The sequence below is a fragment of the Bradyrhizobium diazoefficiens USDA 110 genome (genome assembly GCF_000011365.1).
Lineage (GTDB): Bacteria > Pseudomonadota > Alphaproteobacteria > Rhizobiales > Xanthobacteraceae > Bradyrhizobium > Bradyrhizobium diazoefficiens.
In genome coordinates this window covers 5956101-5982390 of record NC_004463.1, presented here as the reverse complement: position 1 = coordinate 5982390, position 26290 = coordinate 5956101, and the positions used below count along the sequence as shown (strand labels likewise).

Genomic DNA, 26290 nt, shown 5'->3' with positions numbered 1-26290 from the left:
TCGCTATCCAAGACCCGTTGAGAAACGAACGAACTTGACGAGATGCGCCACCGCAAGTCCTTTGGCCGTCGGCGCCAATTTGCCGTCGGCTATCATCACCATCCCCGAACCGATCAGCAGCTTCAATCGATTGTGTGCGAAGGTGCCGAGATCGCCCCCCTGCATGTAGGCCGCAGCCCATTGCTCCAAGGTGAGGGGAGATCCGGCCCGGACGAGTGCCGTGAGCAGCGTCAGGGTGAAGCCCCAGGCCAGCAGGCTGAACAGGACGTAGCAAAGCATCATCGCCGTCGCCAGAAGGAAGAGGCCGCTGACCACGTCGTCGAGAAGCCTTGGACCCGGAATTGCGATGCAGGCGATCACAAAGAGCACGACCACGCTGAGACAGCCCAGCCGAAAACGGCGGCCGGCGCCTCGAATGGCGGCGATACGTGCATAGCAAAGCAAAAGCAGCGGAAGCGCGGCACTGAGACAAATCGCAGTGGTCTGCGCCGGGCCCGGTAGGAAATTCATCGCGGAAATCGCCTCGGACGCCTCTGTGGTGCCCAGCCTGTACGGCGTCTATAGGAGGTCGCATTTTGGGGGTCAATGCCCGTCATCCGGCCCTTGCGGCGGTCGGGTGGGCGTGCGAATTCTTGCCGTCGATGCCATCTCTCTCCCGTCCCAGCACATCCGCGACGCTGCGCGCGACAGTCGTTCTGCTGGCGCTGCTGCTGGTCGCGCATGCGCCGATGCTGCTGAACGACGGCCTCTTCATGGACGACTGGCTGGTGCTCAAGCCGCGTCCGGATTTCGTGATCGACATCGATTTTCTCCTGAGCGCTGCGGGCCATCCGATCTTCTTCAGCTACGACACCTTCGCCAACTGGACCGGCGCGCCCATCGCCGTGATGGTGGCGCTGGCGCTCGCCGGAATTCTCCTCGGTGCGATGTGCCTGGCTCTGACCGCAACGCGTCTCGGTCTGCTTGACCGTGCGGAGGCGGTCGGCTTCGCGCTGATCGTCTGGACCTATCCCGGCTATCAGCTCTGGGCTGGCAAGGCGAACGCGGTCTACGTGTTTAGTTTCGGGCTGCTGTTCACCGGTGCCTGGCTGTTGACGCTCGCCTTCACTGCTCGCGGCCTGCGACGTGTTCTGCTTCGTGTCGCCGCTGCGCTCGTGTTCCTGCTGAGCTTCGCGCTCAACTCGACGATCGTGCTCTATGCCTTCATGGTGCTCGGCCTCTTCGTCGCGATATGGCGGGGCGGGGATGCGGCGCATGGCTTCGTTCGCCGCACATGGCTCGCGGCCTGGCGCTGCGCTCTGGGCTATCCGGAATTGATGGTGCTCCCTCTGGTCTATTGGGGCACGCTCAATATCTGGTTCAAGCGGATCGGCGCGTACGCGCAGCACTATGGCGCCCATTTTCCGACGCTCGGCGAGTTGGCGAGCGGCTGGAAGGCGTTTTTCATCACGAGCTATTGGGACGTTGTGGCTGGCGCGCTCAAGATGACGATCGAGGTACCGGCGCCGCTCGGCGTTGCCGCACTTCTCGTCGGCGCCGCCCTATTGTTGTTGCGGTCCGAGACGGAGCCGACCACCGCGAAATATACGGTTGCCGCGCCGCTCCTGCTCGCCGTCGTGTTGTTTCTGGCCTTGTCGTTTCCCTATCTGGTCGCCGGCCTGCGGCCCTCCAGCTTGCACTTTTATGAGAGCCGTCATCTGCTGATGTTCGGCCTGCCATTGGCGTTGATCCTTCTCGGTCTCAAGCGATGGGTCGAACACGCGATCGGTCCGAAGGCAGCCTTCGCGGTCGTGCTGGGATTTGGATCGGTGCTGTCGATCGGCCTGCTGTGGGACACATACATCTTCATGCAGGCGAGAACCCTGAAACAAGAGGCCCTGGCGAACGACCTCGTCAGCCGCGCCCAGCCGGCAGCAACGGTGTTCGCGCTCGATGACGGATTCGTCGACTACCCGTCGCGCCACGTGCCGTTCGGCTTCGCGGAGGTCACCGGCATGCTCCGCCTTGCCTGGGGCAATCAGCCATTTGTCGGCTTCGCCTTGCGCGGCGAGAGGTCGAGCGTTCTCCAGGACGTCGAACTGGCCCGGACAGCGCCAGGAAGTGCGTTTCGTCATGTCGACCCGTCGGGCCCCCAGGCGACGATCTCGTTCCAACCGGGGCCCGGCGCGGCGCCAAACTGGGTTCTGGTGCGCAAGTACTATGCATGCCGGCTGCTGGCGCGCTGCGATGTATCGCAGTTTCTGCATCAACTTGCCGAGGTCACCATCAAGCCAGGGCCGATCGCGGGGATAACGCCGCTCGATCGCCCGAAAGCGGATGCGATGCCTAGCCGCTGACCTGCCGCTTCCAGACCGCCTCGGCGAGCGCGATGTCGGCCACCGAATCTTGGCCGGACGCCAGGGGCGTTCCTTGTTCGACAATATCGGCGACGAAAGCGTCGGCCTGACGCCGAAACGCCCAACTCCCTTCGCGCACCAGCCGCGTGCGTTGTCCGCCTTGGTCGAGAATGACCTCCGCCTCCTGCTCGGCAAAGGGCGGGGGCAGTTCGATGGTCAATGCGCCCCGCTCGAAATCGATCGTCAATCCCTCGCGCCACGCACCTTCGGATCCATTCACCAGATCCAGCGCGCACGCGACGCCGTCGAAGTCGAGGGTTATGCGCGCCGCGCCCGCGATCTCGACGGTGCTTTCGGTGACTGCCGGCGACGATCCGAGCAGGTAGCGCGCCAGATTGATGATATGGCTGAACACGTTCAGAAAATTATCGTAGCCGGGCCGCATCGCGTTCGGCATCCAGTCGGGGCCATCCTGCCAGAGCTCGAGCCCGTCCGGCCGGGCTTCGCCGGTCATGACGAAATTGTCGTGCGATCGGCCAGTGTCGCCGCCGAAGCACCAGCCCCTTGCTCCGACAACGCATCCGAGCGAACCGTCTGTGCGCAAACGCGCCAGCTCGGCCAGCGCGCGCGCTACGCCGGCGTCGTGACGCTTCATGTAGCCGATGCTGTAGACGAGGCGCTGCCGCCGCGCAGCCTCGACCAGCGACGCGGCCTGAACCGTCGTGTAGGCCATCGGCTTCTCCGACAGCACGTGCCGGCCGCTGTTTAACGCGTCCAGCACGATCGGGCCGGTGGCGCGACGCTTGGTCACGACGACGACGGCGGATACCTCGCTGTCCGCGAGCAGTTCGCGGTGCGTGCCGTAGACCCGCGAGATGCCGAATTTCTGCGCCGCGGCGGTTGCCAGGTCAGGTCGGAGATCTGCAATCGCAACGACGCGGCAGCCGGGATTGGCGACGAAATTGGCGAGGTGGCACATCTGGCCGACCATGCCCGTTCCGATGATGCCAATGCCTGGCCTCACTTGCTACGATCCCTCGATGCGCTTCCGGACGACGAGGAAATGCGCCGGCTGCCCCCAGGTGTTGATGAACGCCTGGTCTGACTGGGTGAGGGCGGCGATCGCGGACGCATCGCGCCGTCCGATCGCGCTGAAGATGCGATGGAAACTGTCGAGCGTTGCGGTGATGGCTTCGATGTCGGAAGCATCGTCGGCGAGAATGTCCGTCGTCAGGATCGTCTCGCGTAACGAGGCGAGGCTGGTGATCACGCGGGGCAGGCTGTCGCCGAAGGGCTCGTCGATCATCCTGTCCACATCGAGCACCAGAGCTTCGATCGAAGCCGAGATCGCGCTCACCGCGTCGGCCTTGCCGACCAGATAAAGCTTTCGTCCCCCGAGGAAGCTCAGACGGCTGCGGTCGAGATGGCGCGTGGCGCGACGCAGTTTCTCGTCCGCCGACAGGACCTTCTTGTGCCAGTAGACGTCCAGGCTGTCGCGATAGGCGGGCCATGCCGAATGGATGTCGAACCCCTGCTCATGCGCCGCCGTACAGAGGGCCTCCGCATCGAAGAAGTAGCGGTGCCGGACGAACGGATTCTCGAGCACGTCCATCAGCCAGGATTCGAAGCTGCGGGTGTGCGGAATGCTGTTCCACTTCGGCTCGAACAGCAGCTTCGCCGTCTCCAGCGCGGAGCGGCCCGTCAAGACCTTGCCGGCGGCATGGATCGCCTTGAGTGCGAGCTCGAAGAAGCCGCCGTAACGTTCGTAATAGGAAACGACGGCGTAACCGTCCGGATTGAGCAACCGATGGAAGATGCCGAGCCATTTTTCGCTCGGCTGCACCGTGTAGATGAACCCTTCGGCGTCGATGACGTCGAAACGGCGGTCGCTGCGAAACCCCTCGACGTCGGACAATGCGAGTTCGCGAAGACGTTCCGCCTGGCCGAAATGCGCGAAGTAGGCCTCAATCTTCGGGTGCGCATGCCGGTTCGGTTCGGCGAGCGTCATGTTCGCGCCCCAGCCGGCAAACACCAGGGCGTTCTCACCGGAATCAGGACCGAATTCGAGAACCTCCGCATCGCGGAACAGCCGCGGAGGCAGCACCAGCTTGTCCGAAAACAGTTCGCGCCGCTGGCCGGCGTAGGCGGTGAGTTCGGCAGAGGATTTGAAATTGCCGAACGTCGGCAGGATGTCCTGGCGTTCGTAGTAGTTGAAGAGCTTGTCGTCAGCCATGCTGCGACCCTGCGGCCGCCTCGAGGCGATCGAGCTCGCTCCAGATATCAGACGGCGCGAAGATGGAGACGATGTGCAGCGGACGCTTCACGTTTTCGCGCAGCCGGCTGCTGACCTTGGCTTCGTTCTCCTGGTTCACGGCAAGAAGGCAGACGAGCGGTTCGGACTTGCCAGCGAGATCCTCGGGCGATCGGATCGGAATCCCGGTGCCGGGCAGGAACAGTCCCTGACGCTCCTTCTGATCGTCGACCGAGAGATCGACGAGATCCGCAAGTTCGTGGGCATTGGTGAAGGTGCAGGCGCGGCAGCCCGCGCCGTAGATGGCGATCTCGGCGCCGCTGGCGCGGGCCTTGGCGAGAATCGGTCGCAGGCGGGCGCCATACTCCCTCGCGCGCTGGCCGAATTTCTCGCCGACGCCGGCGGGGGCGGGCGGTGGCGTCACGTCGCGCGTCGCACGGCGGGCCGCGATCGCGAGGGTGCCGCCGCTGAAATTGTATTTCTTCACGGACACCGCCTCGAAGCCGTGGCGCGCCAGCAGCGCGACCAGGGTCGGCTCGGTGAAATAGCTGACGTGCTCCTCCCAGAGGACTGAGAGGTCGCCGGCCGTCGAGCCCGGCGCGAAATCCGGCACGTCGATGAACAGCAGCCCGTCGTCGCTGAGCGCGATCTTCACGCAATCGAAAAAGTTCTCGAAATCGACAATGTGCTCCAGCACCTGGCGCGAGACGACGAGATCGAATTTGCCGGCCTGCGCCACGGCGTCGTGACACATCGCAGGGCTGATCATGTCGGCATAGACCTTGATGCCGCGCTCGCGGGCGATCTTGCCCGACACCGGGTTGGGCTCCACGCCGACCAAAACCTTCGCGCCGCGCTCGCGAAGCTTGTCCATGAACAGGCCGTCGTTGCAGCCGATCTCGAACACGGATTGATGCTTCGAGAATTTCGCGATGGTATCGAGCTCGTCGACCTGGTGCGGCTCAGGCTTCCAGCTGCTGAAATTGTAGTTGAACTGGCGATACAGGATGTCGGGATCGATCGGCTTGACGATCTGCGGCAGACCGCAATCGCCGCAGGCGAGCACCTCGAACGGATACCGTTCCTCCTGCTCGTTCCGGCTGTGCCGGAGCCGATGCGCAATCGGCATCTGCCCGAGGTCGATGACCGGTCGAAGGTTGGTCGAATGGCAGAGGCGGCAATGGTCGGTCACTGGTTGTTCTCGCATTTGGCAGGTCTGACGAAGCGATGTTCAATGAAACCGGCGCGGCCCGCAATGAGATGGTCCCGGATACATCCAACCCGGGGTGCACGGCGCAGCCCTCTGGCCGTTGCGTCCTCAACCAATGCAGGTAGCAGTCGTCGGTAGGTCCCGCAAGACGCGCGGCAGTCCATTGAAGGGAAGCGGGTACGGCGTGGCTTCCGCCGTGTCGGCGGTCCCCAATGCGATCTTTCTGAAGTCGCGCGTAACGTAGGCAGCTTCATCGGGTAGGTCTTCCTCGAACGTTCAAGGCGGTATAGTCGAGTAGCGGTATCAGTCGAAATCTAACGTCCCGCCAGATGCTCCGCGGCGAGCACGCTAGTTTTCGCGACATAGTCCTGAACTGCGGCGGCATCGCTGCCATCCGGTGCCCAGTCGGGAAATGCAGTGCGGGTGGGGTCGAAAGGGCCGGCGGTGGTTTCGTGAAACACCAGCCACTCCGAGGTGATCAGGATCGAGTGGAAGACCTGTTCGGGCATCCGGTAGTAGCAGCGCTTGCCCTGGCCGTAGGGCGCCATCTCGAGCACGTCGCGAATGCGGCCGTCATCCTCGAAGATCACGACCTGCGCCGTACCCTCGATCACGTGAAACGATTCAGGTTTGCCAAGATGCTTGTGGGGCCGCACATAGGCCTCGCGATGATGCACGATCAGCATCTCATGCAGGCCGGACGAGGGATCGGGATGCGTGCACAGCCGGCTGCGCAGGCGCGGGTTGCCGGCGGCAATACGCTTCAGCTCCGCGATCGTGGCGTCGTCCGCCGTGACGATGGCGTCGTCCGAATAGTAGACTTCCGGATTCTGCGCACGCAGCGAGGTCGGTCGGCCCTTGCCGGCCGTCTCATTCGAAGAAGATGAACCCATGGTCGCCCCGATAGCCGCATTTATCGTAGATCCAGGCCCATGTGTCCGGGCCATGGAAGCTCAGGCAGGTGAGTTGCCAGTAGAGGAGATTTGCCTTCTCGCGCTCGTTGCGGAACGATTCCACCATCAGATATTTCGAGGCGCCGCGTCCGACACGCTCGATCTCCGACACCGCGCGGAAGACGTCCTCGAGTGGAAGGTTGTGCAGCACGCCGAGCGACACTACGAGATCGAAGCTGTGATCGGGGTAGGGCAGCTCGACGGCGCTGCCGACCCTCAACTGCGGCCGCACGTCCTCCTTGGCGTTGGCGATGCCATACTCGGAGACATCGATGCCGGCGATCGTGAGGTCGGGGACGAGTTGGGTGAACTCGTAGAGCAGATAGCCCTTGCCGCAGCCGACATCGAGCACGCTCATGCCCGGCTTGATGCCGTAGCGGTCGATCAGGGTCTGGGCGAGCGGACGCCACCGTCCGTCGTAGCGATAGCCGCCATAGCCGTAACGGCGGTCGCCGTCCCAATAGTCGCGCCCCCATTGCCGCGCCACGGCGGCGGATTCGGCCTTGTCGTGCTCGACGACGCGCTGAACGTAGTCCCGCTTGGTCGATGCGTGCATCGGCTGGAGCAGGTTGATCTCGGTCATGATCGTCAACCGGTCCGCGGCATCGTCACAGGATGGTCGCGAATTTATTGACGAGCAGGATGTCCTCGACGGCCTGGATGTCTTTCTGCGACGAGAGCGTGATCTCCTCCACGGCCGCGTGCAGATCGCAGCCCTCGCGCAGCACGCGGTCGTAGATCTCCCGCCGCCGTGCCTCGTCGGGCGGCAGCATAAAGATGCTGTAAAGGATCAGGCCACGCAGCCGCGGCAGCTCATCCAGGATATCCTCGAGCACCATGTAGCTGCCGGGCATGGTGTGCTCGGCGGCGCTGAGCAGATAGTGCAGGTTCTTCCGCCGGGCATAGTCGCGGATCACGATGTTCTGGACGTGCTGCGGGGTACGGCTGCCGTTCAGCGGGCGGGCGCCGATATAGCCGCGATGGCCGGCTCGCTCAGCCATGGAAGCCTCCGGGCAGCTTGTATTGCATGCCGACCCGTGTCGCCGGGCGCAGCAGGATCGGTTCGAAGAATTCGCCGAAGCGCTTGTCCGCGTAGGGGGACATGATGCTCTTGAAGCGGCAGTTCATGCTCCAGCGTGTGCCGGGCTCCTCGTTGACGCGATTGCCGTGCATCAGTGTCTGGTTGAACAGCATCACGTGACCGTAGGGGATCTCGATGAAGGTCGCGTGCGGCTTGATCGTCTTGTACAGCTCCTCGGCGCTGCGCAGGCTGGCCATCCGGTCCTGCATCTCGCCGTTCAGGGACGGCGGCAGCAGGTACATCGATTTGGTGCGGCGGACGTCGACCAGCGGCACCCACACCACGACCTCGAACGGCGAGTCCCCCGACCAGACGTCGGAATGGGTGGCGAGCAGCGATGAGCTGTCGCCGGGAAGCTGGATGCTGAGATTGACGCGGCGCTGCATGCAGAGCTCGTTGCCGACGATGGTCTCGATCGTCGAGCGCGCCAGACGGAAATAGGTCGGCCGGAACCAGGGCTCGGCGTTGAGGCCGTTGAAGACGTGCAGCCGCAATCCGTTGAGATCACTCACGCTCACGCGCGTGTGGATGGTGTCGAGCATCGCATAGGGATCGTTGCTGTGCGGCAGCTTGAGATAGTCCGCCGCGAGTTCGGCGGCGCGCCGCTGGATGCGGTCGAGCCCGGCGCGGTCGTCGGCCGGCGTGGTGACAAAGCCATCGTCGATGAAGCGCTGCGCCAGCGCCTGCTCATCGGCCTCGAGGAAGTCCGTATCCGTCATGCGAAGTACTCCCGGGCGGTCGCGCAGATATAGCTGATATCGGCGGCCGAGAGGAACTGGTTGATGGGAAGGGTGAGGATCTGGTCGGCCTGCTGCTCGGTCACCGGAAATGCGCCGCGACCATGACCCAGATGCGCTGCCGCCGGCTGCAGGTGGATCGGGACCGGATAATGGATCGCGGTCTCGATGCCGTTGTCGGCAAGATATTTCTGGAAGTCGTTGCGGCGGTCGGTCTGCACCACGAAGGTGTGGAACGTGTTGAACTCGATGTTGCGGCAGGGCGGAATGAACAGCGGCAGGCCTGCGAGCTCGGCGCGGTATTGCGCGGCGTTGCGCCGCCGGCGCTCGATCACCGAGGGCAGGTTGCGCAGGCGAATGCGAAGCAGCTCGGCCTGCAGCGTGTCGAGCCGCGATACGATGCCCCATTCCTGGACGTCGCTGCGGTTGATCAGACCGTGATTACGCAGGCGGCGAATTCGTGCGGCAAGCTCGGCGTCGGCGGTGACGAGGAAGCCGGCATCGCCCGCGGCATTGAGGTTCTTCAGCGGATGCGCGGAGAAGCAGCCGAAGGTTCCGATGGTGCCGCTCATTCGCCCGTCATAGGTCGAGCCGACGGCCTGCGCGCTATCCTCGATCACGGCGAGGGCGTGCTTGCTTGCGATCGCCATCAGCGGGTTCATGTCGGCCATGCGCCCAGTCAGGTGCACCGGCATGATCGCCTTGGTCCGCGGCGTGACGGCGGCCTCGACCGCGGCCGGATCGATGTTCTGGTCCGGCAGCACGTCCGCAAAGACCGGCGAGGCGCCGACTGCGATGATCGCGGCGGTCGATGCCACGAACGAATTCGGCGGGGTGATGACCTCGTCGCCGGGACCGATGTCGAGCGCCCTCATCGCGAGGATCAGCGCATCGGTGCCGGAATTCAGCGTCACGACATGCGGCGAGCCGAGATAGGCGGACAATTCCTCTTCGAGCTTTCCGACCGCCGCACCGCCGATGAAATCGCCGCGCTGGAACACGCCCTCGACCGCCTGCATGATCTCGGCGCGCTCTTCCTCGAATTGCGCCGGAAGGTTGACGTAACCGATGCGCCGACGGCCGGTGTCAGCGTCCATGGCAGAACTTCCTGACAGTCTCGATGACGCGGTCCTGCTGCGCGCGCGTCAGGTGCTGGTCCACCGGGAAGCTGATGACTTCCTTGGCATGACGGTCGGTAACCGGGAACGTTCCGGGGGCGTAACCGAGATGCTTGAGGCCTTCCTGCTGATACAGCGGGATCGGATAGTGGATCTTGGCTTCGATGCCGTTGTCCAGGCAGTACTTGTAAAGCTCGTCGCGGCGTTCGGCGAACACCATGTAGAGGTGATAGACGTGCTTCACGTTGGGCCGGCGCGGCGGGACGCGCAGGCCGGGCAGGCCGGCGAGGCCTGCGTCGTAATAGGCCGCGTTCTCGATCCGGCGCCGCGTGATCTCGCTGGTCTGGCCGATCAGCCAGTTGCCGACGACGGCCTGCAAGGAATCGAGCCGCGAGTTGCAGCCGAGGATCGCGATCTCGTCGCGGTTCTTCATGCCGTGGTTGCGGATGAGCCGGAGCTTCTCGTTCATGCCGTCGTCATTGGTGACGACGACGCCGGCATCGCCCCAGACGTTCAGGTTCTTGAGCGGGTGCAGGGAAAAGCCGGCCGCGATGCCGTGGGTGCCGGAGCGCTTTCCCGCGAACTCAGACAGGATGCCCTGGCAGGCGTCCTCGACGACGGGGATGTTGTGGCGCTGCGCGATCGCCATCAGCTTGCCCATGTCGGTGACCTCGCCGGTCAACTGAACCGGCATGATCGCCTTAGTCTTCGCCGTGATCGCGGCTTCGACATAGTCGACGTTCATGCAGAACGAATCGTCGCAGTCGACCAGCACGGGCTTCGCCCCGGTCTCCGCGATGGCGCCGACGGTCGCGATGAACGTATTGGCGGCGGTGATGACTTCATCGCCATGGCCAATGCCGAGCGCCTTGAGCGGCAGCTTGAGCGCGTCGGTGCCCGATCCAACGCCGATGGCGTGGCGCACGCCGATCAGCTCGGCAAAGCGCTTCTCGAATTCGGCGACGGGCTTGCCAAGGGTGAAGTCCCCGGTCGCGACCAGCCGGCCGATCTCGGCCAGGATGGGGGCAGGATCGGAGAATTGCTCGAGCAGATAGGAATATCGAACGTCGTACATGTGGCCCGTCAGGTGGAATGGAGTTGAGGGGAGGCGGTGTGCGAGGCGGCAAGCGCGCGCTCGATCGAGGCGGCAATGGCGCCGGCGGAAAGCCCGTGCTTCTTCAGCAGCGAGTCCTGCGAGCCGTAATTGTGCATGAAGCTGTCCGGCAGCGACAGCCGCAGCATCGCCGGCAGGCCTGCCCCGAGCTTGTCGATCAGCGTCTCCGCGACCGCGCTGCCGAGGCCGCCGGACGGGACATGCTCCTCGAGAGTTGCCACAAGCTTGATGCCGCGGATCGCTTGCAGCAGCGCCTCGGTGTCGAGCGGCTTGACGGTATGCATGTGCAGGATGCCCGCGCGGACGCCTTGTGCCGCCAGCAGGTCGGCTGCAGCCAGCGCCCGCTGAAGCATGATTCCGGTGGTCACCATGAGGACGTCACCCGGCGGCCGCATCAGGATGGCCTTGCCGATCTCAAAGCCGTGCTCGGCCTTCGAGACGATGGCATCGCCGCCCTTGCCCAGGCGGATGTAGATCGGTCCCTTCCAGTCGAGGGTCTGCTCCATCATGCGCGCCGCCTCGTCGGCATCGCACGGGCAGACCACCGTCATGTTGGGCAGCGCCCGCATGATGGCGATGTCCTCGATCGCCTGGTGGGTGGGGCCGAGCGGCGCATAGACGAGCCCGCCGCCATTGGCGATCAGCCGCACCGGCAGATTGTGCAGGCAGAGGTCGACGGCGACCTGCTCGTAGCAGCGGCGAGTGAGGAATGTCGCGATGGTGTTGACGTAGGGCACGAAGCCTTCCATCGCGAGGCCAGCCGACATGCCGATGATGTGCGCTTCCGAGATGCCTTCGATCAGATGGCGCTTCGGAAACTCCTTGCTCATCGCGCGCAAGGTGCCCGCGCCGGGATCGGAGCCGATGTAAAGCACACGCTCGTCGCGCGCGGCGAGCTTGTGGACCATGTTCATGGCGGTGTTGCGCATGGGGTGCCGATCAAAAATCGCCGACAGCAACGCGTATCGCGTCGAGCTCGCTGTCGGTCAGCTTGTTCTTGTGATGCCAGTCGGCGTTGGATTCTGCGGCCGGCAGACCCTTGCCCTTGACGGTATGGCAGATGATCGCGGTGGGTTTCCCCGCAACGGGCGGGACTTGCTTCAGGACTGTGCGCAGGGCGCCGACGTCGTGGCCGTTGAGCTCCTGCACGGCAAAGCCGAAGCTGCGCCACTTGTCCGCAAGCGGCTCCAGCGGCAGCACGTAGTCGGTGGGTCCGTAGCTCTGGAGCTTGTTGTAGTCGATCAGCGCGACGAGGTTGTCGAGCCCGTGCTTGGCCGCGCCCATCGCCGCCTCCCACACCGATCCCTCGTTGATCTCGCCGTCGCCGAGCAGGACGAAGGTGCGGTAAGTGCGTTCGCGCATGCGTGCGGCGAGCGCAAGGCCGACACCGATCGACAGACCATGTCCAAGCGCGCCAGTCGAGGCCTCGACCCCAGGCACCATTCCGTATTCGGGATGTCCGCCCAGAATACTGTCCGGGCCGCAAAAGCCGTCCAGCTCCGACAGGGGCAAGAAGCCGCGATCGGCCAGGAGCGCGTAGAGCGCCAGACAACCGTGTCCCTTGCTGAGAATCGCGCGGTCGCGATTTGGATCGCGCGGGTTCTTCGGATCGATCCGCAGCACATCGTCGTAGAGCACGCGGACCATCTCGATCAGCGACAGGGCCGGACCGACATGTCCGCGTCCCGCCGAACGGACAGAACCGAGGACCAGGCGGCGCAGGTAAAGGCTGCGCTCGTCGAGCGTGCAGGTGAGGGCGGCTTCAGCGTGGGGTGAGATCTGGATCACGTTGGCAAATCGTTTGATGGAGCTGGCGGGCTTTGTCGAGCTGACCGGCGAGGCGGACCGTCAGGTCGCCACCTTGCGCAGCCAAGGCGCGCCGGGAGCGGCTTTCCGGCAAATAGGCATTCAGGACAATCAGGCACCAAATCGCTCCAAACAGAGGATACAGTACGTCAAGGCGGATCGCAAACGCGTCATCCCTAGCCGCGAAGGCTTGCGCGAGGCGTTCGGTCAATCGATTTGCTTTGGCTTCAGGCAGATTGCTACCGGGGTGAATCGCGGTGTCCGACACCAGCTTGACCGGATCGTCCCAGCCGAAATATTCGAAGTCGATGAAGCGCAGCCGGCCGTCCGCGGCGCGCAGCGCATTGTGTAGTCCGAAATCCGACGGGCTCAACGCGCGATGCGCGGGCGCAAGGTCCGCTGCGGGATCCCGGCCGAGTTCCGCATAGCGCTGGCGGAGCCGCCGAATCGCGATGGCAGTGCTGGGAACCAGGCTGTCGTCCATGAACGCGCGCAGGTCCGGATGATCATCCGAGGCGCGCCTCAGTCCGTCCAGGCGCTGCCCGTACTGGGCGACGGCTTCCTCGGGCGAGAAGATGCTGGCCGAAGCGTTCCGCAAAGTTTGCGCGCCGTCGGCGTTGCGCAGTTTCTGCAACGCGATCAGGAAATCAGCCAGTTGATCGGCATCGCCGTCCTGAGGGCGCAGCACCGCCGCTTCGCCGTCGAACCATTGATACAGCGCGCAGAACGCACCGGAATCCTTCGCGATCGGGCGCGGTGTCGACATGATGCCGTGGCGCGACAGAAACGACAGCGCGTCATATTCCTGTCCCAGGCGATCGCGCCCGTCGGACGGATAATGCTTGAGGGCGAGGGGCGGTCCCTCCGCCATCTCCAGCCGAAACACCCTGTTGTTGCCGCCGGCCCGCGCCGGTTGGGCGGCCGCGACCCGCGCTCCGGCCAGGCGGCTGCCGATCGCCATTGCATCCGGCGCGCTGATCTCGGGCTCGCTCATTCCGCAAACACCTCGTGGCGGATGCCGGTCCATGTCGCGATCGGCTTGCAGTGTTCGGGGTGGGGAGGCTGCGAACGCGTGAACAGGATCGATCGCGTGCCCTTCGGAAAATGCGGTTGCTCGAAGACCTCAACGAGATCGTCGATGAAGATGTCGAGCTCCAGGCTCACGAGTCGCTCGACCTTGGCGGCCATCGTGTCCTCGAAATAAACGTCGCCGGCAGCCACTGCCGCATCCGCAGCGTCGATCAGGCCGGCACCACGCAGCCAGCCGCGCGCGGCTTCACGCAGGTCGGTATGGTCGGGATCCTGATGACCGAATCGGGTCTTGTGGCTGACGATGTACACCTTCGCGCCAGCCTGTCTGCACGCCGCCAGGAATTCCCGCACGCCCGGATAGATTTCGGCGCCGCCAATGCCCTTGCCGTAGACGAAGCCTTGCAGCCCTTGCCAAGCGAGCTCGCCGCCAGTGCGGGATCGCAGATGATCCCGCACATCGGTCTTCGGCCCCTCCCAGCCCTCGGGCACCAGCCCGCGCTGACGCGCGACGGCGGCAAAGACCTTGTCGTAGCAGATGATCGTGTTGTCGAAATCGATGCCGATCCGCACGCCGCTCACTTCAGGCTGATATTCTGCATCATCTTGATGTTGAAGTACCGGGGGTCGTTGAGCGAGTTCGGCAGGCGGCCGGCCTTGAAGGCGTCCACCAGTCCGGACACGGCTTGTTCGATCGTGTGCGTCGGCGCAAATCCGAGTTCGCGGCGGATCTTCTCCGAGGACACATGGTAGGAGCGCAGGTCGTCGGTCGGCTCGACCGCGATGTCGACGTTGTTGCCCACCACCGATTTCACGATGTCGGCGATCTTCATGAGCGAGTGGTTTTCGTAGCCGATATTGTAGGTCTTTCCGTCGATCTTTGCGTCGTCCTGCTGAAGCAGGAACAGATAGGCCGCGGACATGTCCTCGATGTGCAGGTTGGGCCGGCGCTGCGTTCCGCCGAACACGCGGATGCGGCCGGTGTTGACCGCGAGATTGGTCAGGATGTTGACGACGACGTCGAGCCGCTGCCGCGGTGCGTAGCCGCAGACGGTGGCGGGACGAACGGTGCAGGCGACGAACCCGGACGCCGCCTCGTCGGCAAGGTCGGTCTCGCACATCGCCTTGAACTTCGAGTAGTCCGTGAGCGGCTCGCAGGACAGCTCCTCGGTCACCTCGGCCTCGTCCTTGATGCCGTAGACGCTCGAGGAGGAGGCATAGATGAAGCGCTTGATGCCCGCCTTCTTCGCGGCGCGCACCATCGGCCGGAAACAGTCGTAGTTGATGGACTTGCCGAGCGCCGGATCCAGCTCGAACGAGGGGTCGTTGGAGATGCAGGCGAGGTGGATCACCGCGTTGTTGCCGCGCAGGGCCTCGTTGATCGCGGCCTGATCGCGGATGTCGCCCTTGATCAGCCGGAGATTCGGATTGTTGCGAACCGCGTCGAAGACGGATTCGCCATACATGAACAGGTCGAGCACGGTGACCTTGTGGCCCGCGGCCAGCAAGTGGGGAACCAGCACGCTGCCGACATAGCCGGCGCCACCGGTGACCATCACGTTCCATTTCTGATCAATCACTGTCGTTCTCCAGAATTCTTTGCGCTACTTCAGCAACGCGGTGACAAACTTGACCAGGGGGGCCTTTTCGACCGAGTTGCGGTGACCGACGATGCCGACCTTGATCGCGCCTGCGGCATTGCCGATGAAGGCGACGTCCTCGATATTGCCGCCCGCGGCAACCAGCGGCGCCGTGATCGTCAAGAAGGCATCGCCCGCGCCGACGGTGTCGACGACGGTCTTGGTGAAAGCGGGGACACGCGCGACACCCGTCTTCGACGAGAAGGGGTAGCAGCCGAAGGAGCCGTGCGTGATGATCATGTTGTTGCAGTCGATCTTGCGGTGCAGGCCGTTCTCGATCACCGACGCGATGTCGTTGAACTTGTCGGTGGCCGCCAGGCGCGCTTCCGGCGCGTCGATGCAGATGTAGTCGGCGCGCGGATACTTCGTGATCAGATTGTAGCCGTGGTTTCCGCTGTTGCTCTGGGCGTTGATCGCCAGGAACCTGGAGTTCGCGATCAGCGTGTCGATCGTGCTGGGGGCGATCATGCCGTGACCGAAGTCGGTGACGATCACCACATCCCCGCCGCGAACGCGCTCGGCGGTGATGCGGTCGATCTCCGTCCGCTCGGTCTCGTCGAGCGGCGTGTCGTCCATGGTGTAGACTTCGAAGAGCTTGTGCAGATAGCCCAGCTCGACGTACCGCAATTTGCGGGTCGTCGGACGGCCCTGGACGCGGATCGGCGTGAGCGTGACATTCGGGCGGACATGCGCGCGGATGAACTCTTCAGGGTAGTCGTTGCCACCCAGCGTCGTGACGATCTCCACCGACTTGCAGAAGCTCGCCACGTGATTGGCCGCGGCGATGACGCCGCCGGCAAATTGCTCGCCGTTCTTGAGCAGGGTGGCGACGATGTTTTCCTTCGAGGCCTTTCCGAGCGCCGTGACGTACTGGTATTCGTCGATGATGGTGTCGCCGACCAGCACGACGTGCATGTCCTGGATCTTGTCGATCAGCTTCAGCAGTCGTTCGGCGCCACCGCCTTCGCGCACCTTCTGGAGGTAATCGCGCAAAGGGGGATCGTAGATGTCGAAGTAGCGGTTCATCAGCGACGACGAGCTGAAGGTCACGTCGCGCGTGAAGACGATGCGACCGCCATGACGTTCGACAGCCTCTCGCTCGGTGGCGATCTTGCCGGTGACGTCATCCTCGGGGTTCTCGTAGTCAGAACCCTTCACATAGATGTCGGGGCGCACGGTATCGAGGATCGGCTCGGCGCTCGATGTCTGGTTGATGCCGACCCAGTCGACCGTGCCGAGCGCGGCCAGCATCTCGGCGCGCATGTTCTCCGGGAAGATCGGCCGCCCGGGGCCCTTGTTGACAAAACGGTCGGCCGTAACGGTCACGATGACGACGTCGGCCTCGTTGCGCGCCGCCAGGATGTGCCGGACGTGGCCGAGATGCACGAGATCGAACACGCCGTGGCAGAGCGCAACGGTGCGGCCCTCGGCCTGCGCGGCGCGCGCGACCGCTCCCAGTTCCTCGATCGTCTTGATCTTCTCGTGCGGCGCCGGATGGACGGCCGCCTTGTCTGTCGCAGAATTGCCCATGTGAGTTACCCAAAAGCGCCGGCCGGCCTCAGCCGGCTGGTCCGAAATTGATCGATTCGCGGTAATGATACCCGGCGAACCTGTTCAATAGCTTGCCTTCTGCGGGGTACCGGGCGCCGAATCGCTGTCGTCACCGAGATATTTGAACCAGTCCTTGGTGGCGTCGGCAATCTTGTCCACCGTCCACAGGGGAGCGTCCTTGTACTGGTCCATCGACTTCAGCATCGTCGCGACGCCGTCCTCGAATTTCACCTTCGGCGTCCACTTCAGGACCCGCTTGATCTTGGTGATGTCGGCGTAGGTGCAGTCGGGCTCGCCGGGGCGCTTGGGAATGTGGACCTTGTCGCCGCCGAGCAACTCGACCAGCCGGTTGACGCTGTAGGTGTTGTCCGAGCCGACGTTGAAGATCTCGTGCGAGACGTCGGAACGCGCTGCCGTGACGAAGGCGTCGGCGACATCGCTGACGAAGGTGAAATCGCGGGTCTGCTCGCCGTCGCCGACCACCGTGAAAGGCTTGCCGGCGAGCTTCTGCGCCATGAACACGCCGAACACGGCACCATAGGTCCCCGTGGTGCGATGGCGTGGCCCGAACACGTTGAACAGACGGAGCGCCACCGCCGGAAGCTTGTAGACCTGGCACCAGTGCATGACGCACTGCTCGCCGAGATTCTTGGTGAGCGCGTAGGGGTACATCGGCCGGATCTCGGCGCTCTCCGGCGTCGGATAGATGTCGGGGATGCCGTAGCAGGACGACGACGCCGCATACACGAAGCGGCTGACGCCTGCCTCCCGCGCAGCCTCGAGAACGTTGACCGTGCCGTCGACATTTGCGCGGTGATACGGGATCGGCGATTCGATCGAGGGAACGATGTCGGCGAGTGCCGCGAGGTGAAACACCCAATCGATACCGGAGAAATACGGGCTGATCGACTCGCGGTCAGTGACGTCGGCACGGACGATCTTCAGCCGGCTCGAATCGGCGCGCGACGACAGATTTTCGGAACGTCCGATGACGAAATTGTCGAGCGCGATCACCTCGTGGCCGTCATCGAGGAGGCGATCAACGAGGTGACTGCCGATGAAACCGGCGCCGCCAGTGACGATGCATTTCATAGGAACATCCGTAGCGCGAATGCCCTGCGGGCGTCGCCAATGTTGAGTGAAACCCTGAAGCCGACTAACAGCCGATCGCAACTTTTGCAAGTATTATACCTTTGCAATCGCTAGTAATAGCCGGTATCAGGGCGTCATGTTGCAGTCGAGCCGTCACGCCATGCCCGCCGAATCTCTCGATCCCGATCACAAGGCTTTCCTCGACGATTACGTCGGACGCCTTCATCGCGCGACGGCGATTGACGACGGTGTTTTTGCCGGCATCTCTGCCACCCGCACGGCCTGGTTGCGCACGCGCGAGCAGGGCGGTCGAGTCATCTTCATCGGTAATGGCGGCTCGGCCGGCATCGCCTCGCATCTGGCGATCGACCTCGCAAAGAATGCATCGGTGCCTGCGCTGTGCTTCAGCGATGCAAGCATGATGTCGTGCCTCGCCAACGACTACGGTTTTGAGGACTGGATCGCGCACGCCGTGCGGCTGAGCGCCCGCGCCGGCGACTGCCTCGTTGCGATCAGTTCGTCGGGGCGCTCGAAGAACATTCTCAATGCGGTCGCGCAGGCGCGTTCGATGAAGCTCGATGTGATCACGATGTCGGGCATGAATGCGGACAATCCCCTGCGTAATCTCGGCGACGTCAATTTCTGGGTGGACAGCCGCAGCTACAACATTGTCGAGACCACGCACCAGTTCTGGATGATGGCCGCGATCGACCTCGTCATCGGTCGCGCGGAATACCCGGCGTCCTGAGGCGGGTATCGGATGCAGTCGCGCTTTAAACAGACAGCTTTGTTTTCGGTGAAGCTGTTGCTGTCGATCGCGGTGCTGGCCTATATCGCGCGCGGCCTCGATCTGGGCCGGTTGCGGACTCATCTCGTCTCCGTCGACCCCTTCCTGTTCGCTCTCGCGCTGGCGCTGATCTTCTTTCAGACCTTCGTGCTCAACGGCCGGTGGGAGCTGATCATGCGTGCGCTCGGCGTGTCGCTGGACTGGTTCGCCGGCTGGCGGATCCTCATGATCAGCCTCTGGTTCAACCAGGTGCTGCCGTCGTCGGTCGGCGGTGACGCGGTTCGGATGTGGCTGCTGCGCCAGCGCGGCGTGCAGTGGCCGGAGGCGGTCAAGGGGGTTGCCGCAGACCGTTTCACGGCGTTGATCGGGCTGATCGTGCTGATGGCGGCGGGATTGCCGCTCCTGATGTCGCGCGTGTCCAACGAGGCCGCGATCCTGGCGATCGGCGGGCTGACGCTGGCGGGTGTCGCCGGCACCGTGGTCCTGTTGACGCTCGATCGCCTGCCGAAGCGTCTCATCGCGCTTCCCGCGATCGCAAGCTTCGTCCGGTTCGGAACGCTCGTCAGATTTCTTCTCGTGCGATCCGAGTGCCGCGGTTTGCTGCTCGGATCGGCGCTCCTCATCCATCTCGTGACGGCAGCGGCCTGCTACGTCCTGGCGCGCGGCGTCGGAGCGCAGCTCTCGGTGCTGGACGCCGGCATCCTGATTCCGCCGGTGGTGCTGTTGACGGCCGTTCCGATCTCGATCAGCGGCTGGGGCGTTCGCGAGGGGGCCATGGTCGCCTGCCTTGGCCTTGCGGGCGTTCCTTCCGAGGAGGCGCTGTCGGTTTCGCTCCTGCTGGGTGCCGTCAGCGTGGTCATCGGTCTTGCAGGCGGCGTGATCTGGCTGGCAAGTCCGGAGCGCGGCTCGTATTCCGCGGACAAGGCGGCGAAGGCTGCGGAAGAATCACCGAACTACGGGCTGGCGAAGGCCGAGGAGGTATCGAGCCACCCTTGACCCGCTTGAACCAGTTCTGTCCATCTGATCTTCACAGGGTGGGATTGCCCCACCTGCGCGCATCTCTCCGTTTTCCGGTTCCACGATGAAAAACCTGTTCTACGTCCGTCATACCTGCCGCCTCTGTCACTCGGACAAGCAAGAGCTGGTCGTCCCGATGGCCGGCATGCCCATTGGCACGCCGAACTTCCAGGTGCCGGACGCCAGCGTTGACGATCCCGTCTTCAGGGCCGCGGTGCCGATGGCGCTGCATCTGTGCAGGGACTGCGGCCACCTCCAGATTCTCCATGTCGGCAATCCGGAGGTCCAGTACCGCAACTACGTCTACACGACCTCGCTCTCGCTCGGCCTGCGGCAGCATTTCGAAGGCTATGCCAGCGACGTCGTCAGCCGCTTCGGAATCGCGCCGGGCTCGCTGGTGGTCGAACTCGGCAGCAACGACGGATCGCTGCTCGGCTTCTTCAAGGAGCGTGGCATGCGGGTGCTGGGCGTCGATCCCGCCGTCGACATCGCGCGGCGCGCGACTGAGGCGGGCATCGAGACCATCGGCGATTTCTTCACCGACGCTCTCGGGCACCGCATCCTGAAAAGCCACGGTGCGGCGAGCGTCGTGATCGCCAACAACATGATCGCGAATGTCGACAATCTCGATCCGCTGGTGATCGGGGTTCGCGACGTGCTTGCGCCGGACGGGTTGTTCGTCTTCGAAACGCAATATGGCGTCGACGTCACCGAGAAGAACCTGCTCGATACCGTCTATCACGAGCATCTGTCGTATTTTAACATCAAGCCGCTGACGCGTTTCTTCGCGCGGCTCGGGATGGAAGTGATCGACGTCCAGCACATCTGGACCAAGGGCGGCTCGATCCGCGTGACGGTGCAGCGCGCCGGCGGCGCGAAGAAGCCGTCGGCGGAGGTCGCGCGGTTCATCGCCGAGGAAGACCGGCTCGGCGTCGATCAGCCGGCCTATTATGCGCCCTATGTGAAGCGGATCGCGGCGATTCGCGACGAGTTGGTCGCGATGGCCGATGCCGCGCATGCGCGCGGTCAATCTGTCGCCGGCTATGGCGTCTCCGTCGGCACCACGACGTTGCTTCCGCAGTTCGGCCTGGAGAGCAAGATCGACTTCCTGGTGGATGACGATCCCAAGAAGGGGAACGTGATGGCCGGCCCCGGCTACGACATCCCGATCCTGCCGCCCGCCGCCCTTTACGAGCGCAAGCCAGCGTTCGTCGTCGTGTTCGCCTGGCGCTACGTCGACCCGATCCGGGCCAAGCATGCCGGTTATTTCGCTGACGGCGGAAAGTTCGTGGTGCCGTTGCCGGGCATTTCCATGGTCGACCGGGCCGATTGACGCGCCTCCTGCGGGCGCCGTCAGAGTGAGGCGGGTGGTGAGGTCGGTCCGAGCGTCAGGAGGACGCTCGACCCGGCCCGGTAAACCGTTGATTCGCATGGGCTCTGCCGTAGGCCGTCCGGGGACGAGGGACGCTGGACGGGTGAGCCGTGACCTTGACGTTTGGCCCGGTTCGCAGTAGATACCCGCCACCTGCAGCCGGCCCGTTAGACGCGGATCTCCGGCGCGGCTTTGAAATCCCCCGAACAATCGAGCCCGGTTTCCGGCTCATCCTTCGAGACAGAGGGCTGGGCCAACGGCGGCTGTTCGGATCCCTGAAATTCATTCGCGTCTGTCGACGGACGTTGGACATCAAACGATGGCAGTCAGCCCGTTCAAGTTCTTGCAGGAAGTGCGCTCGGAGACCGCCAAGGTCACCTGGCCGACCCGTCGCGAGACCACGATCACCACCATCATGGTGTTCGTCATGGTCGCTGTGGCCTCGATCTTCTTCTTCGCCGCCGACCAGATCATCCGTTACCTCATTACCTTCCTCTTGGGCATTCACTGATGGCTACAGCAACCGCTCAATTGTCCCACAAGCGCTGGTACATCGTCCACGCCTATTCGAACTTCGAGAAGAAGGTCGCCGAATCGATCCGCGAGCAGGCCAAGCAGCGCGGGCTCGAGGAGCTGTTCGAGCTGGTGCTGGTTCCGACCGAGAAGGTCACGGAAGTGCGTCGCGGCCGCAAGATCGACGCCGAGCGCAAGTTCTTCCCGGGCTACGTGCTGGTGAAGATGAAGCTGACCGACGAGGCGTTTCATCTGATCAAGAACACGCCGAAGGTGACCGGCTTCCTCGGCGCGGAAAACAAGCCGATGCCGATCTCGGAAGCCGAGGCCATGCGCATCCTGCACCAGGTGCAGGAAGGCGTGGAACGACCGAAGGCGTCGGTGTCGTTCGAGATCGGCGAGAACGTGCGCGTGGCCGACGGCCCGTTCGCCTCGTTCTCGGGTGTGGTCGAGGAAATCGACGAGGCGCGCTCGCGCGTGAAGGTCGCGGTGTCGATCTTCGGCCGCGCCACGCCGGTCGAGCTGGAATTCGGTCAGGTCGAGAAGGTCTGATCGGGTCGCGTGAAGCCGAGGGCTTCGCGCAAAGAGAGGCCGTGGGAGGGAGAGGGCGGTTGCCAGCCGCATCCGACCCAGACCACGAACCTGAAACCGCCGGCGACATGCCGGCACAACAGGAGTGATACATGGCAAAGAAAGTGACCGGATACCTGAAGCTTCAGGTCCCGGCCGGTGCGGCGAATCCTTCGCCCCCGATCGGTCCCGCGCTTGGTCAGCGCGGTCTCAACATCATGGAGTTCTGCAAGGCGTTCAACGCCCAGACCCAGAAGGAAGAGAAGAACACCCCGATCCCGGTGATCATCACCATCTATGCGGACCGTTCCTTCACCTTCGAGATGAAGACGCCGCCGATGTCCTACTTCCTCAAGCAGGCCGCCAAGATCCAGTCCGGCTCGAAGGCGCCGGGCCGCGACAAGGCCGGCAAGGTGACCAAGGCGCAGGTGCGCGAGATCGCCGAGAAGAAGATGAAGGACCTGAATTGCGACACCATCGAATCGGCCATGAAGATGGTCGAGGGCTCTGCCCGTTCGATGGGTCTGGAAGTGGCGGGGTAAGCGGTCATGGCAATCGGAAAGCGTTTGAACAAAGCCCGCGAAGGTGTTGACCGCGAAAAGCTTTACCCGCTCGCGGAAGCCATCAAGATGGTCAAGGAACGCGCGAAGGCGAAGTTCGACGAGACCATCGAGGTCGCGATCAATCTCGGCGTCGATCCCCGTCACGCCGACCAGATGGTCCGTGGCGTCGTAACCCTGCCGAACGGCACCGGCCGTACGCTGCGCGTCGGCGTGTTCGCCCGTGGCGCCAAGGCCGATGAGGCCAAGGCGGCAGGTGCCGACGTCGTCGGCGCCGAAGACCTGGTCGAGAAGGTGCAGAACGGCTCGATCGATTTCGACCGCTGTATCGCCACCCCCGACATGATGCCGCTGGTCGGCCGTCTCGGTAAGGTGCTGGGCCCGCGCGGCCTGATGCCGAACCCGAAGATCGGTACCGTGACCATGGACGTCACCGGTGCGGTGAAGGGTGCCAAGGGCGGCTCGGTCGAGTTCCGCGTCGAGAAGGCCGGCATCCTGCAGGCCGGCGTCGGCAAGGCCTCGTTCTCCGAGGAGAAGCTGGTCGAGAACATCAAGGCCCTGGCTGACGCTGTCTCCAAGGCGAAGCCGGCCGGTTCCAAGGGGACCTACATCCAGCGCGTTGCGGTGTCCTCGACGATGGGCCCCGGCGTGAAGGTCGAGCCGGGCACCATTCTCGGCTAAGGTTTGCCTCGGCTAGAGGTTTGGAAATTGCACGAGGCGAGGGGCGGAATTGGGCAACCGATTCCGCCCCTCTTCGTTTGTGGCGGCGTTCACTGGAAACAAGAACAATGGCTGACAAGGTCCTGATCTACTCGCGCTTCCCCAAGACGATGATGGCGCGCTTCGCCGAGCGGTTCGAGATGCTCGACACCGGCGGCAAGCCCGTGCGGGAGGTGTTTTCGGCGGACGAGCTCGGCGGCATTCGCGCGATGCTGACTGGGGGCGGCACCCCGCTCGGGGCCGAGGCGATGGACCTGTTTCCGAATCTCGGCGCCATCGTCTGCTACGGCACCGGCTATGATGGCGTCGACCTGAAAGCGGCCGCCGCGCGTGACATCGCGGTCGGCCACAGCCCGGGGGCCAATGCGGCCTCGGTTGCCGATATCGCGATGACCCTGATGCTGGCGACGACGCGGCGGATACTGGTCGCCGACCAGTATGTCCGCAGTGGCGATTGGGCCGCGTCAAAGCCCTCGCCGATGATGCGTCCGCAGGCCGGCATGCCCGGCCGCCGTATCGGCGTCTACGGCATGGGCGAGATCGGCCGCAAGATCGCCGCGCGCTGCGCCGCCTTCGAGAGCGAGGTCGGCTATTTCAGCCGCAGCAAATACGATCTGGCCTATCAATATTTCCCGACGCTGGAGGCGCTCGCCGACTGGTGCAGCGTGCTGATGATCGCGGTCCGGGCAGGGACCGAGACACAGCACGTCGTCAACGCCGATATCCTGGGGCGCCTCGGGGCGGACGGCTATGTCGTCAACATCTCCCGCGGCTCCGTCATCGACGAGAAGGCCCTGGTTGCGGCGCTGACCGACAAGACCATCGCCGGCGCCGGCCTCGACGTCTTCGAGCAGGAACCGCACACGCCCGACGCGCTGACCGCGCTCCCGAACGTCGTGTTCGCCCCCCATATCGGCGGCCACACCCTGGACTCGCACGTCGCCATGCAGAACTGTGTACTTGCGAACTTGACCGCGTTCTTCGCGGGCAAGCCGCTGCCTTACGCGGTCAAATCGGCCTGAATCGGTCCTTGTTGGGCCATCTCAAGCCCGCCCGGCAACGGATTGGAACTGGTGTGAATTTTGCTCTTGGCAAGCAGGCCCGGAGCGGTTAAAGAACCGCCTCCGGACGTGCCGGCCTCGGCTGGCGCGTTCGTGCACGCATTCCGAAAACCCGACAAGACAGGAGATCATTCCTTTTCAGGACGTCCGCAAGGATTTGCCGGAAAAGGAAGGAAAACCCGTCGGTTGGTGGAATGCGGGCAGGGGTCGGGCGGTTCGCCGGCTGACCTTGTCCTGTCCAAGACTGCAGGCGCCCGCGGGAAATTTCGATTTCTCAACGGCTTAATCGCATGGCCTGCATAGACGGGTGAAGACCGGATTTCACTTCGCATCCAGCTTTAAGGGCTGGCTTGCGGAACGGGTCTGGTTCGGACCTCGACACGCCGTGGGCTCTAGCGGGTTCCCGGAGGGCAGGCTTTGAATTGTCGTCTTGCCCGGCGTGTCCGAAGGGTTTGCCCCCTGAGGTTCAGGTTTGGGCGGGACGATGGGTGCAACCCGGCGGTCCCGCTTTCGCGATGACCGCCAACCGGAAAGAGCTTGCTGTGGAACGAGCGGCAAAAAAAGAAGCGGTCGAACAGCTCAATGGGGTCTTCAAGACCACGAGCGTCGCGGTCGTTGCTCAATATTCCGGCCTCACCGTCGCCCAGATGCAGAAGCTGCGCCAGCAGATGAAGCAGGCGGGTGCCTCGGTGAAGGTCTCGAAGAACCGTCTCGCCAAAATTGCTCTTGAAGGCACTGACGTCGTTGCCATCGGCCCCATGCTGAAGGGGCCGACCGTGATCGCCACTTCGAACGATCCGGTAGCGGCGCCAAAGGTCGCCATCGAATTCGCCAAGGCGAACGAAAAGTTCGTCATCGTCGGCGGCTCGATGGGGAAGACCGTCCTGAATGTCGACGGCGTGAAGGCGCTTGCCTCGCTGCCGTCGCTTGACGAACTGCGCGGCAAGATCGTCGGCCTGATTGTGGCCCCGGCGACCAAGCTCGCTCAGCTCGCCAACGCGCCCGCGGGCAAGCTCGCGCGTGTCATCCAGGCTCATGCCTCAAAGGGCGAAGCGGCCTGACGCCCTTCGCAAAACTCAAACCCGAACCAGACTTACACGTAAGGAAACTGAACAATGGCTGACTTGCAGAAGATCGTTGACGACCTCTCGAGCCTCACCGTGCTCGAAGCTGCCGAACTTGCGAAGCTCCTCGAAGAGAAGTGGGGCGTTTCGGCTGCCGCGGCTGTCGCCGTGGCCGGCCCGGCTGGTGGTGGCGCTGCCGCCGCTCCGGCGGAAGAGAAGACCGAGTTCACGGTCGTCCTCGCCAGCGCCGGCGAGAAGAAGATCGAGGTCATCAAGGAAGTTCGCGCCATCACCGGCCTCGGCCTGAAGGAAGCAAAGGACCTCGTCGAGGGCGCGCCGAAGCCTGTCAAGGAAGGCGTGAACAAGGACGAGGCCGAGAAGATCAAGGTCCAGCTCGAGAAGGCTGGCGCGAAGGTCGAGCTCAAGTAAGCAACGCTTACTGGCGCGAGATCCCGGGCGAGCATCAGCTAAGCCCGGGATCTTGGTCCACCCTCGCGAGGGTGGGCCGGATGCAAAAGGCGTGCGACGGAACGTCCCGACGCGGGCCGAACACGAAAAAGTGTGGGGATTTGAGGGTTTACCCCTCGAATCTGCACTATTGTCGCCCCATATCGGGTCGGCAGCACGAAAGCGCGGTGGGCAGGGATGCGGGATTTCCCTGTAAGCCGTTGGGAGAGCAGGCTATTTCGGGCTTTTGCAGTCCGTGAA

The 26290-nt window shown here is 63.8% G+C and carries 28 protein-coding genes; 11 read left to right on the top strand and 17 right to left on the bottom strand.

Going from position 1 to position 26290, the window contains the following annotated elements; translation table 11 throughout:
• Window positions 1–3 precede the first annotated feature (3 nt).
• Window positions 4–510 carry a hypothetical protein gene (locus BJA_RS27455; protein WP_011088186.1) on the bottom strand — a complete coding sequence of 169 codons (507 nt, stop codon included), beginning with the start codon at window positions 508–510 and terminating at the stop codon, window positions 4–6.
• Between the two features lie 131 nt (window positions 511–641).
• Between BJA_RS27455 and BJA_RS27450 the strand changes: the two genes are divergently transcribed.
• Window positions 642–2336, top strand: coding sequence for a hypothetical protein (locus BJA_RS27450; RefSeq protein WP_011088185.1), 1695 nt, complete (start codon window positions 642–644; stop codon window positions 2334–2336).
• On the opposite strand, the gene BJA_RS27445 is transcribed toward BJA_RS27450, so the two are convergent.
• The 16 genes from BJA_RS27445 to BJA_RS27370 all read right to left on the bottom strand — a co-directional run bounded on the left by BJA_RS27445 (window position 2326) and on the right by BJA_RS27370 (window position 17918).
• A complete protein-coding gene (locus BJA_RS27445; RefSeq protein WP_011088184.1) occupies window positions 2326–3360 on the bottom strand; it encodes a Gfo/Idh/MocA family protein in 1035 nt (344 codons plus the stop codon). The genes BJA_RS27450 and BJA_RS27445 overlap by 11 nt on opposite strands.
• Before the next feature lie 3 nt (window positions 3361–3363).
• Window positions 3364–4569, bottom strand: coding sequence for a class I SAM-dependent methyltransferase (locus tag BJA_RS27440; protein WP_011088183.1), 1206 nt, complete (start codon window positions 4567–4569; stop codon window positions 3364–3366).
• Window positions 4562–5779 (bottom strand): class I SAM-dependent methyltransferase, encoded by a 1218-nt coding sequence (locus BJA_RS27435; protein WP_038967053.1) that lies wholly within the window; start codon window positions 5777–5779, stop codon window positions 4562–4564. The genes BJA_RS27440 and BJA_RS27435 overlap by 8 nt, the downstream gene beginning before the upstream one ends.
• A gap of 332 nt (window positions 5780–6111) precedes the next feature.
• The gene (locus BJA_RS27430) at window positions 6112–6690 is read right to left on the bottom strand and encodes a WbuC family cupin fold metalloprotein (RefSeq protein ID WP_011088181.1); all 579 of its coding nucleotides are present in this window, start codon (window positions 6688–6690) and stop codon (window positions 6112–6114) included.
• A complete protein-coding gene (locus tag BJA_RS27425) occupies window positions 6668–7333 on the bottom strand; it encodes a class I SAM-dependent methyltransferase (protein ID WP_011088180.1) in 666 nt (221 codons plus the stop codon). Before BJA_RS27425 ends, BJA_RS27430 begins: the two co-directional genes overlap by 23 nt.
• A 25-nt stretch (window positions 7334–7358) precedes the next feature.
• A complete protein-coding gene (locus tag BJA_RS27420; RefSeq protein WP_011088179.1) occupies window positions 7359–7751 on the bottom strand; it encodes an LIC12192 family sporadic carbohydrate cluster protein in 393 nt (130 codons plus the stop codon).
• Window positions 7744–8550, bottom strand: coding sequence for a sporadic carbohydrate cluster 2OG-Fe(II) oxygenase (locus BJA_RS27415; protein ID WP_011088178.1), 807 nt, complete (start codon window positions 8548–8550; stop codon window positions 7744–7746). Before BJA_RS27415 ends, BJA_RS27420 begins: the two co-directional genes overlap by 8 nt.
• Window positions 8547–9665, bottom strand: coding sequence for a DegT/DnrJ/EryC1/StrS family aminotransferase (locus tag BJA_RS27410; RefSeq protein ID WP_011088177.1), 1119 nt, complete (start codon window positions 9663–9665; stop codon window positions 8547–8549). Before BJA_RS27410 ends, BJA_RS27415 begins: the two co-directional genes overlap by 4 nt.
• Window positions 9655–10761 carry a DegT/DnrJ/EryC1/StrS family aminotransferase gene (locus BJA_RS27405; protein WP_011088176.1) on the bottom strand — a complete coding sequence of 369 codons (1107 nt, stop codon included), beginning with the start codon at window positions 10759–10761 and terminating at the stop codon, window positions 9655–9657. The genes BJA_RS27410 and BJA_RS27405 overlap by 11 nt, the downstream gene beginning before the upstream one ends.
• 8 nt (window positions 10762–10769) lie before the next feature.
• The gene (locus BJA_RS27400) at window positions 10770–11729 is read right to left on the bottom strand and encodes a transketolase family protein (protein WP_011088175.1); all 960 of its coding nucleotides are present in this window, start codon (window positions 11727–11729) and stop codon (window positions 10770–10772) included.
• A 10-nt stretch (window positions 11730–11739) separates the two neighbouring features.
• Window positions 11740–12588 (bottom strand): transketolase, encoded by an 849-nt coding sequence (locus BJA_RS27395; RefSeq protein WP_011088174.1) that lies wholly within the window; start codon window positions 12586–12588, stop codon window positions 11740–11742.
• A complete protein-coding gene (locus BJA_RS27390) occupies window positions 12563–13600 on the bottom strand; it encodes a phosphotransferase (protein ID WP_038967057.1) in 1038 nt (345 codons plus the stop codon). The genes BJA_RS27395 and BJA_RS27390 overlap by 26 nt, the downstream gene beginning before the upstream one ends.
• The gene (locus BJA_RS27385; protein WP_236842080.1) at window positions 13597–14208 is read right to left on the bottom strand and encodes a hypothetical protein; all 612 of its coding nucleotides are present in this window, start codon (window positions 14206–14208) and stop codon (window positions 13597–13599) included. The genes BJA_RS27390 and BJA_RS27385 overlap by 4 nt, the downstream gene beginning before the upstream one ends.
• A gap of 5 nt (window positions 14209–14213) precedes the next feature.
• Window positions 14214–15215, bottom strand: coding sequence for an NAD-dependent epimerase/dehydratase family protein (locus tag BJA_RS27380; RefSeq protein WP_011088171.1), 1002 nt, complete (start codon window positions 15213–15215; stop codon window positions 14214–14216).
• A gap of 24 nt (window positions 15216–15239) precedes the next feature.
• The gene (locus BJA_RS27375) at window positions 15240–16805 is read right to left on the bottom strand and encodes a PfkB family carbohydrate kinase (RefSeq protein ID WP_011088170.1); all 1566 of its coding nucleotides are present in this window, start codon (window positions 16803–16805) and stop codon (window positions 15240–15242) included.
• Window positions 16806–16889: 84 nt separating this feature from the next.
• Complete coding sequence (locus BJA_RS27370; RefSeq protein ID WP_011088169.1) at window positions 16890–17918, bottom strand: SDR family oxidoreductase; 1029 nt, start codon at window positions 17916–17918, stop codon at window positions 16890–16892.
• Window positions 17919–18078: 160 nt separating this feature from the next.
• On the opposite strand from BJA_RS27370, the gene BJA_RS27365 reads away from it, so the two are divergent.
• From BJA_RS27365 to rplL, 10 genes are all read left to right on the top strand, one after another.
• Window positions 18079–18666: an SIS domain-containing protein gene (locus BJA_RS27365; RefSeq protein WP_231166508.1), complete on the top strand. Its 588-nt coding sequence runs from the start codon at window positions 18079–18081 to the stop codon at window positions 18664–18666.
• 12 nt (window positions 18667–18678) lie between these two features.
• Window positions 18679–19701, top strand: a complete 1023-nt coding sequence (locus tag BJA_RS27360) for a lysylphosphatidylglycerol synthase transmembrane domain-containing protein (RefSeq protein ID WP_011088167.1) — start codon at window positions 18679–18681, stop codon at window positions 19699–19701.
• Between the two features lie 85 nt (window positions 19702–19786).
• A complete protein-coding gene (locus BJA_RS27355; RefSeq protein WP_011088166.1) occupies window positions 19787–21055 on the top strand; it encodes a class I SAM-dependent methyltransferase in 1269 nt (422 codons plus the stop codon).
• A 358-nt stretch (window positions 21056–21413) separates the two neighbouring features.
• Window positions 21414–21605, top strand: coding sequence for a preprotein translocase subunit SecE (gene secE / locus BJA_RS27350; RefSeq protein WP_007611620.1), 192 nt, complete (start codon window positions 21414–21416; stop codon window positions 21603–21605).
• Window positions 21605–22159, top strand: a complete 555-nt coding sequence (gene nusG / locus BJA_RS27345; protein ID WP_011088165.1) for a transcription termination/antitermination protein NusG — start codon at window positions 21605–21607, stop codon at window positions 22157–22159. The genes secE and nusG overlap by 1 nt, the downstream gene beginning before the upstream one ends.
• A gap of 131 nt (window positions 22160–22290) precedes the next feature.
• Entirely contained in the window at window positions 22291–22719 is a 429-nt protein-coding gene (gene rplK, locus BJA_RS27340; RefSeq protein ID WP_011088164.1) for a 50S ribosomal protein L11, read from the top strand.
• A gap of 6 nt (window positions 22720–22725) precedes the next feature.
• The gene (rplA, locus tag BJA_RS27335) at window positions 22726–23418 is read left to right on the top strand and encodes a 50S ribosomal protein L1 (protein WP_011088163.1); all 693 of its coding nucleotides are present in this window, start codon (window positions 22726–22728) and stop codon (window positions 23416–23418) included.
• Between the two features lie 107 nt (window positions 23419–23525).
• Complete coding sequence (locus BJA_RS27330; RefSeq protein ID WP_011088162.1) at window positions 23526–24479, top strand: 2-hydroxyacid dehydrogenase; 954 nt, start codon at window positions 23526–23528, stop codon at window positions 24477–24479.
• A gap of 581 nt (window positions 24480–25060) precedes the next feature.
• On the top strand, window positions 25061–25579 hold the full coding sequence (gene rplJ, locus BJA_RS27325; RefSeq protein WP_011088161.1) for a 50S ribosomal protein L10: 519 nt from the start codon (window positions 25061–25063) through the stop codon (window positions 25577–25579).
• A gap of 54 nt (window positions 25580–25633) precedes the next feature.
• Window positions 25634–26011 carry a 50S ribosomal protein L7/L12 gene (gene rplL, locus BJA_RS27320; RefSeq protein ID WP_011088160.1) on the top strand — a complete coding sequence of 126 codons (378 nt, stop codon included), beginning with the start codon at window positions 25634–25636 and terminating at the stop codon, window positions 26009–26011.
• Window positions 26012–26290 lie beyond the last annotated feature (279 nt).

Bases quoted from the DNA above. Each gene is read 5' to 3' on its own strand.
- BJA_RS27425 (WP_011088180.1), bottom strand. From the start codon at position 7,333: ATGACCGAGATCAACCTGCTCCAGCCGATGCACGCATCGACCAAGCGG.
- BJA_RS27420 (WP_011088179.1), bottom strand. From the start codon at position 7,751: ATGGCTGAGCGAGCCGGCCATCGCGGCTATATCGGCGCCCGCCCGCTG.
- rplL (WP_011088160.1), top strand. From the start codon at position 25,634: ATGGCTGACTTGCAGAAGATCGTTGACGACCTCTCGAGCCTCACCGTG.
- rplK (WP_011088164.1), top strand. From the start codon at position 22,291: ATGGCAAAGAAAGTGACCGGATACCTGAAGCTTCAGGTCCCGGCCGGT.
- BJA_RS27355 (WP_011088166.1), top strand. From the start codon at position 19,787: ATGAAAAACCTGTTCTACGTCCGTCATACCTGCCGCCTCTGTCACTCG.
- BJA_RS27405 (WP_011088176.1), bottom strand. From the start codon at position 10,761: ATGTACGACGTTCGATATTCCTATCTGCTCGAGCAATTCTCCGATCCT.
- BJA_RS27330 (WP_011088162.1), top strand. From the start codon at position 23,526: ATGGCTGACAAGGTCCTGATCTACTCGCGCTTCCCCAAGACGATGATG.
- BJA_RS27415 (WP_011088178.1), bottom strand. From the start codon at position 8,550: ATGACGGATACGGACTTCCTCGAGGCCGATGAGCAGGCGCTGGCGCAG.
- rplA (WP_011088163.1), top strand. From the start codon at position 22,726: ATGGCAATCGGAAAGCGTTTGAACAAAGCCCGCGAAGGTGTTGACCGC.
- nusG (WP_011088165.1), top strand. From the start codon at position 21,605: ATGGCTACAGCAACCGCTCAATTGTCCCACAAGCGCTGGTACATCGTC.
- BJA_RS27390 (WP_038967057.1), bottom strand. From the start codon at position 13,600: ATGAGCGAGCCCGAGATCAGCGCGCCGGATGCAATGGCGATCGGCAGC.
- BJA_RS27450 (WP_011088185.1), top strand. From the start codon at position 642: ATGCCATCTCTCTCCCGTCCCAGCACATCCGCGACGCTGCGCGCGACA.
- BJA_RS27365 (WP_231166508.1), top strand. From the start codon at position 18,079: ATGCCCGCCGAATCTCTCGATCCCGATCACAAGGCTTTCCTCGACGAT.
- BJA_RS27455 (WP_011088186.1), bottom strand. From the start codon at position 510: ATGAATTTCCTACCGGGCCCGGCGCAGACCACTGCGATTTGTCTCAGT.
- BJA_RS27430 (WP_011088181.1), bottom strand. From the start codon at position 6,690: ATGGGTTCATCTTCTTCGAATGAGACGGCCGGCAAGGGCCGACCGACC.
- BJA_RS27370 (WP_011088169.1), bottom strand. From the start codon at position 17,918: ATGAAATGCATCGTCACTGGCGGCGCCGGTTTCATCGGCAGTCACCTC.
- BJA_RS27375 (WP_011088170.1), bottom strand. From the start codon at position 16,805: ATGGGCAATTCTGCGACAGACAAGGCGGCCGTCCATCCGGCGCCGCAC.
- BJA_RS27400 (WP_011088175.1), bottom strand. From the start codon at position 11,729: ATGCGCAACACCGCCATGAACATGGTCCACAAGCTCGCCGCGCGCGAC.
- BJA_RS27440 (WP_011088183.1), bottom strand. From the start codon at position 4,569: ATGGCTGACGACAAGCTCTTCAACTACTACGAACGCCAGGACATCCTG.
- BJA_RS27410 (WP_011088177.1), bottom strand. From the start codon at position 9,665: ATGGACGCTGACACCGGCCGTCGGCGCATCGGTTACGTCAACCTTCCG.
- secE (WP_007611620.1), top strand. From the start codon at position 21,414: ATGGCAGTCAGCCCGTTCAAGTTCTTGCAGGAAGTGCGCTCGGAGACC.
- BJA_RS27360 (WP_011088167.1), top strand. From the start codon at position 18,679: ATGCAGTCGCGCTTTAAACAGACAGCTTTGTTTTCGGTGAAGCTGTTG.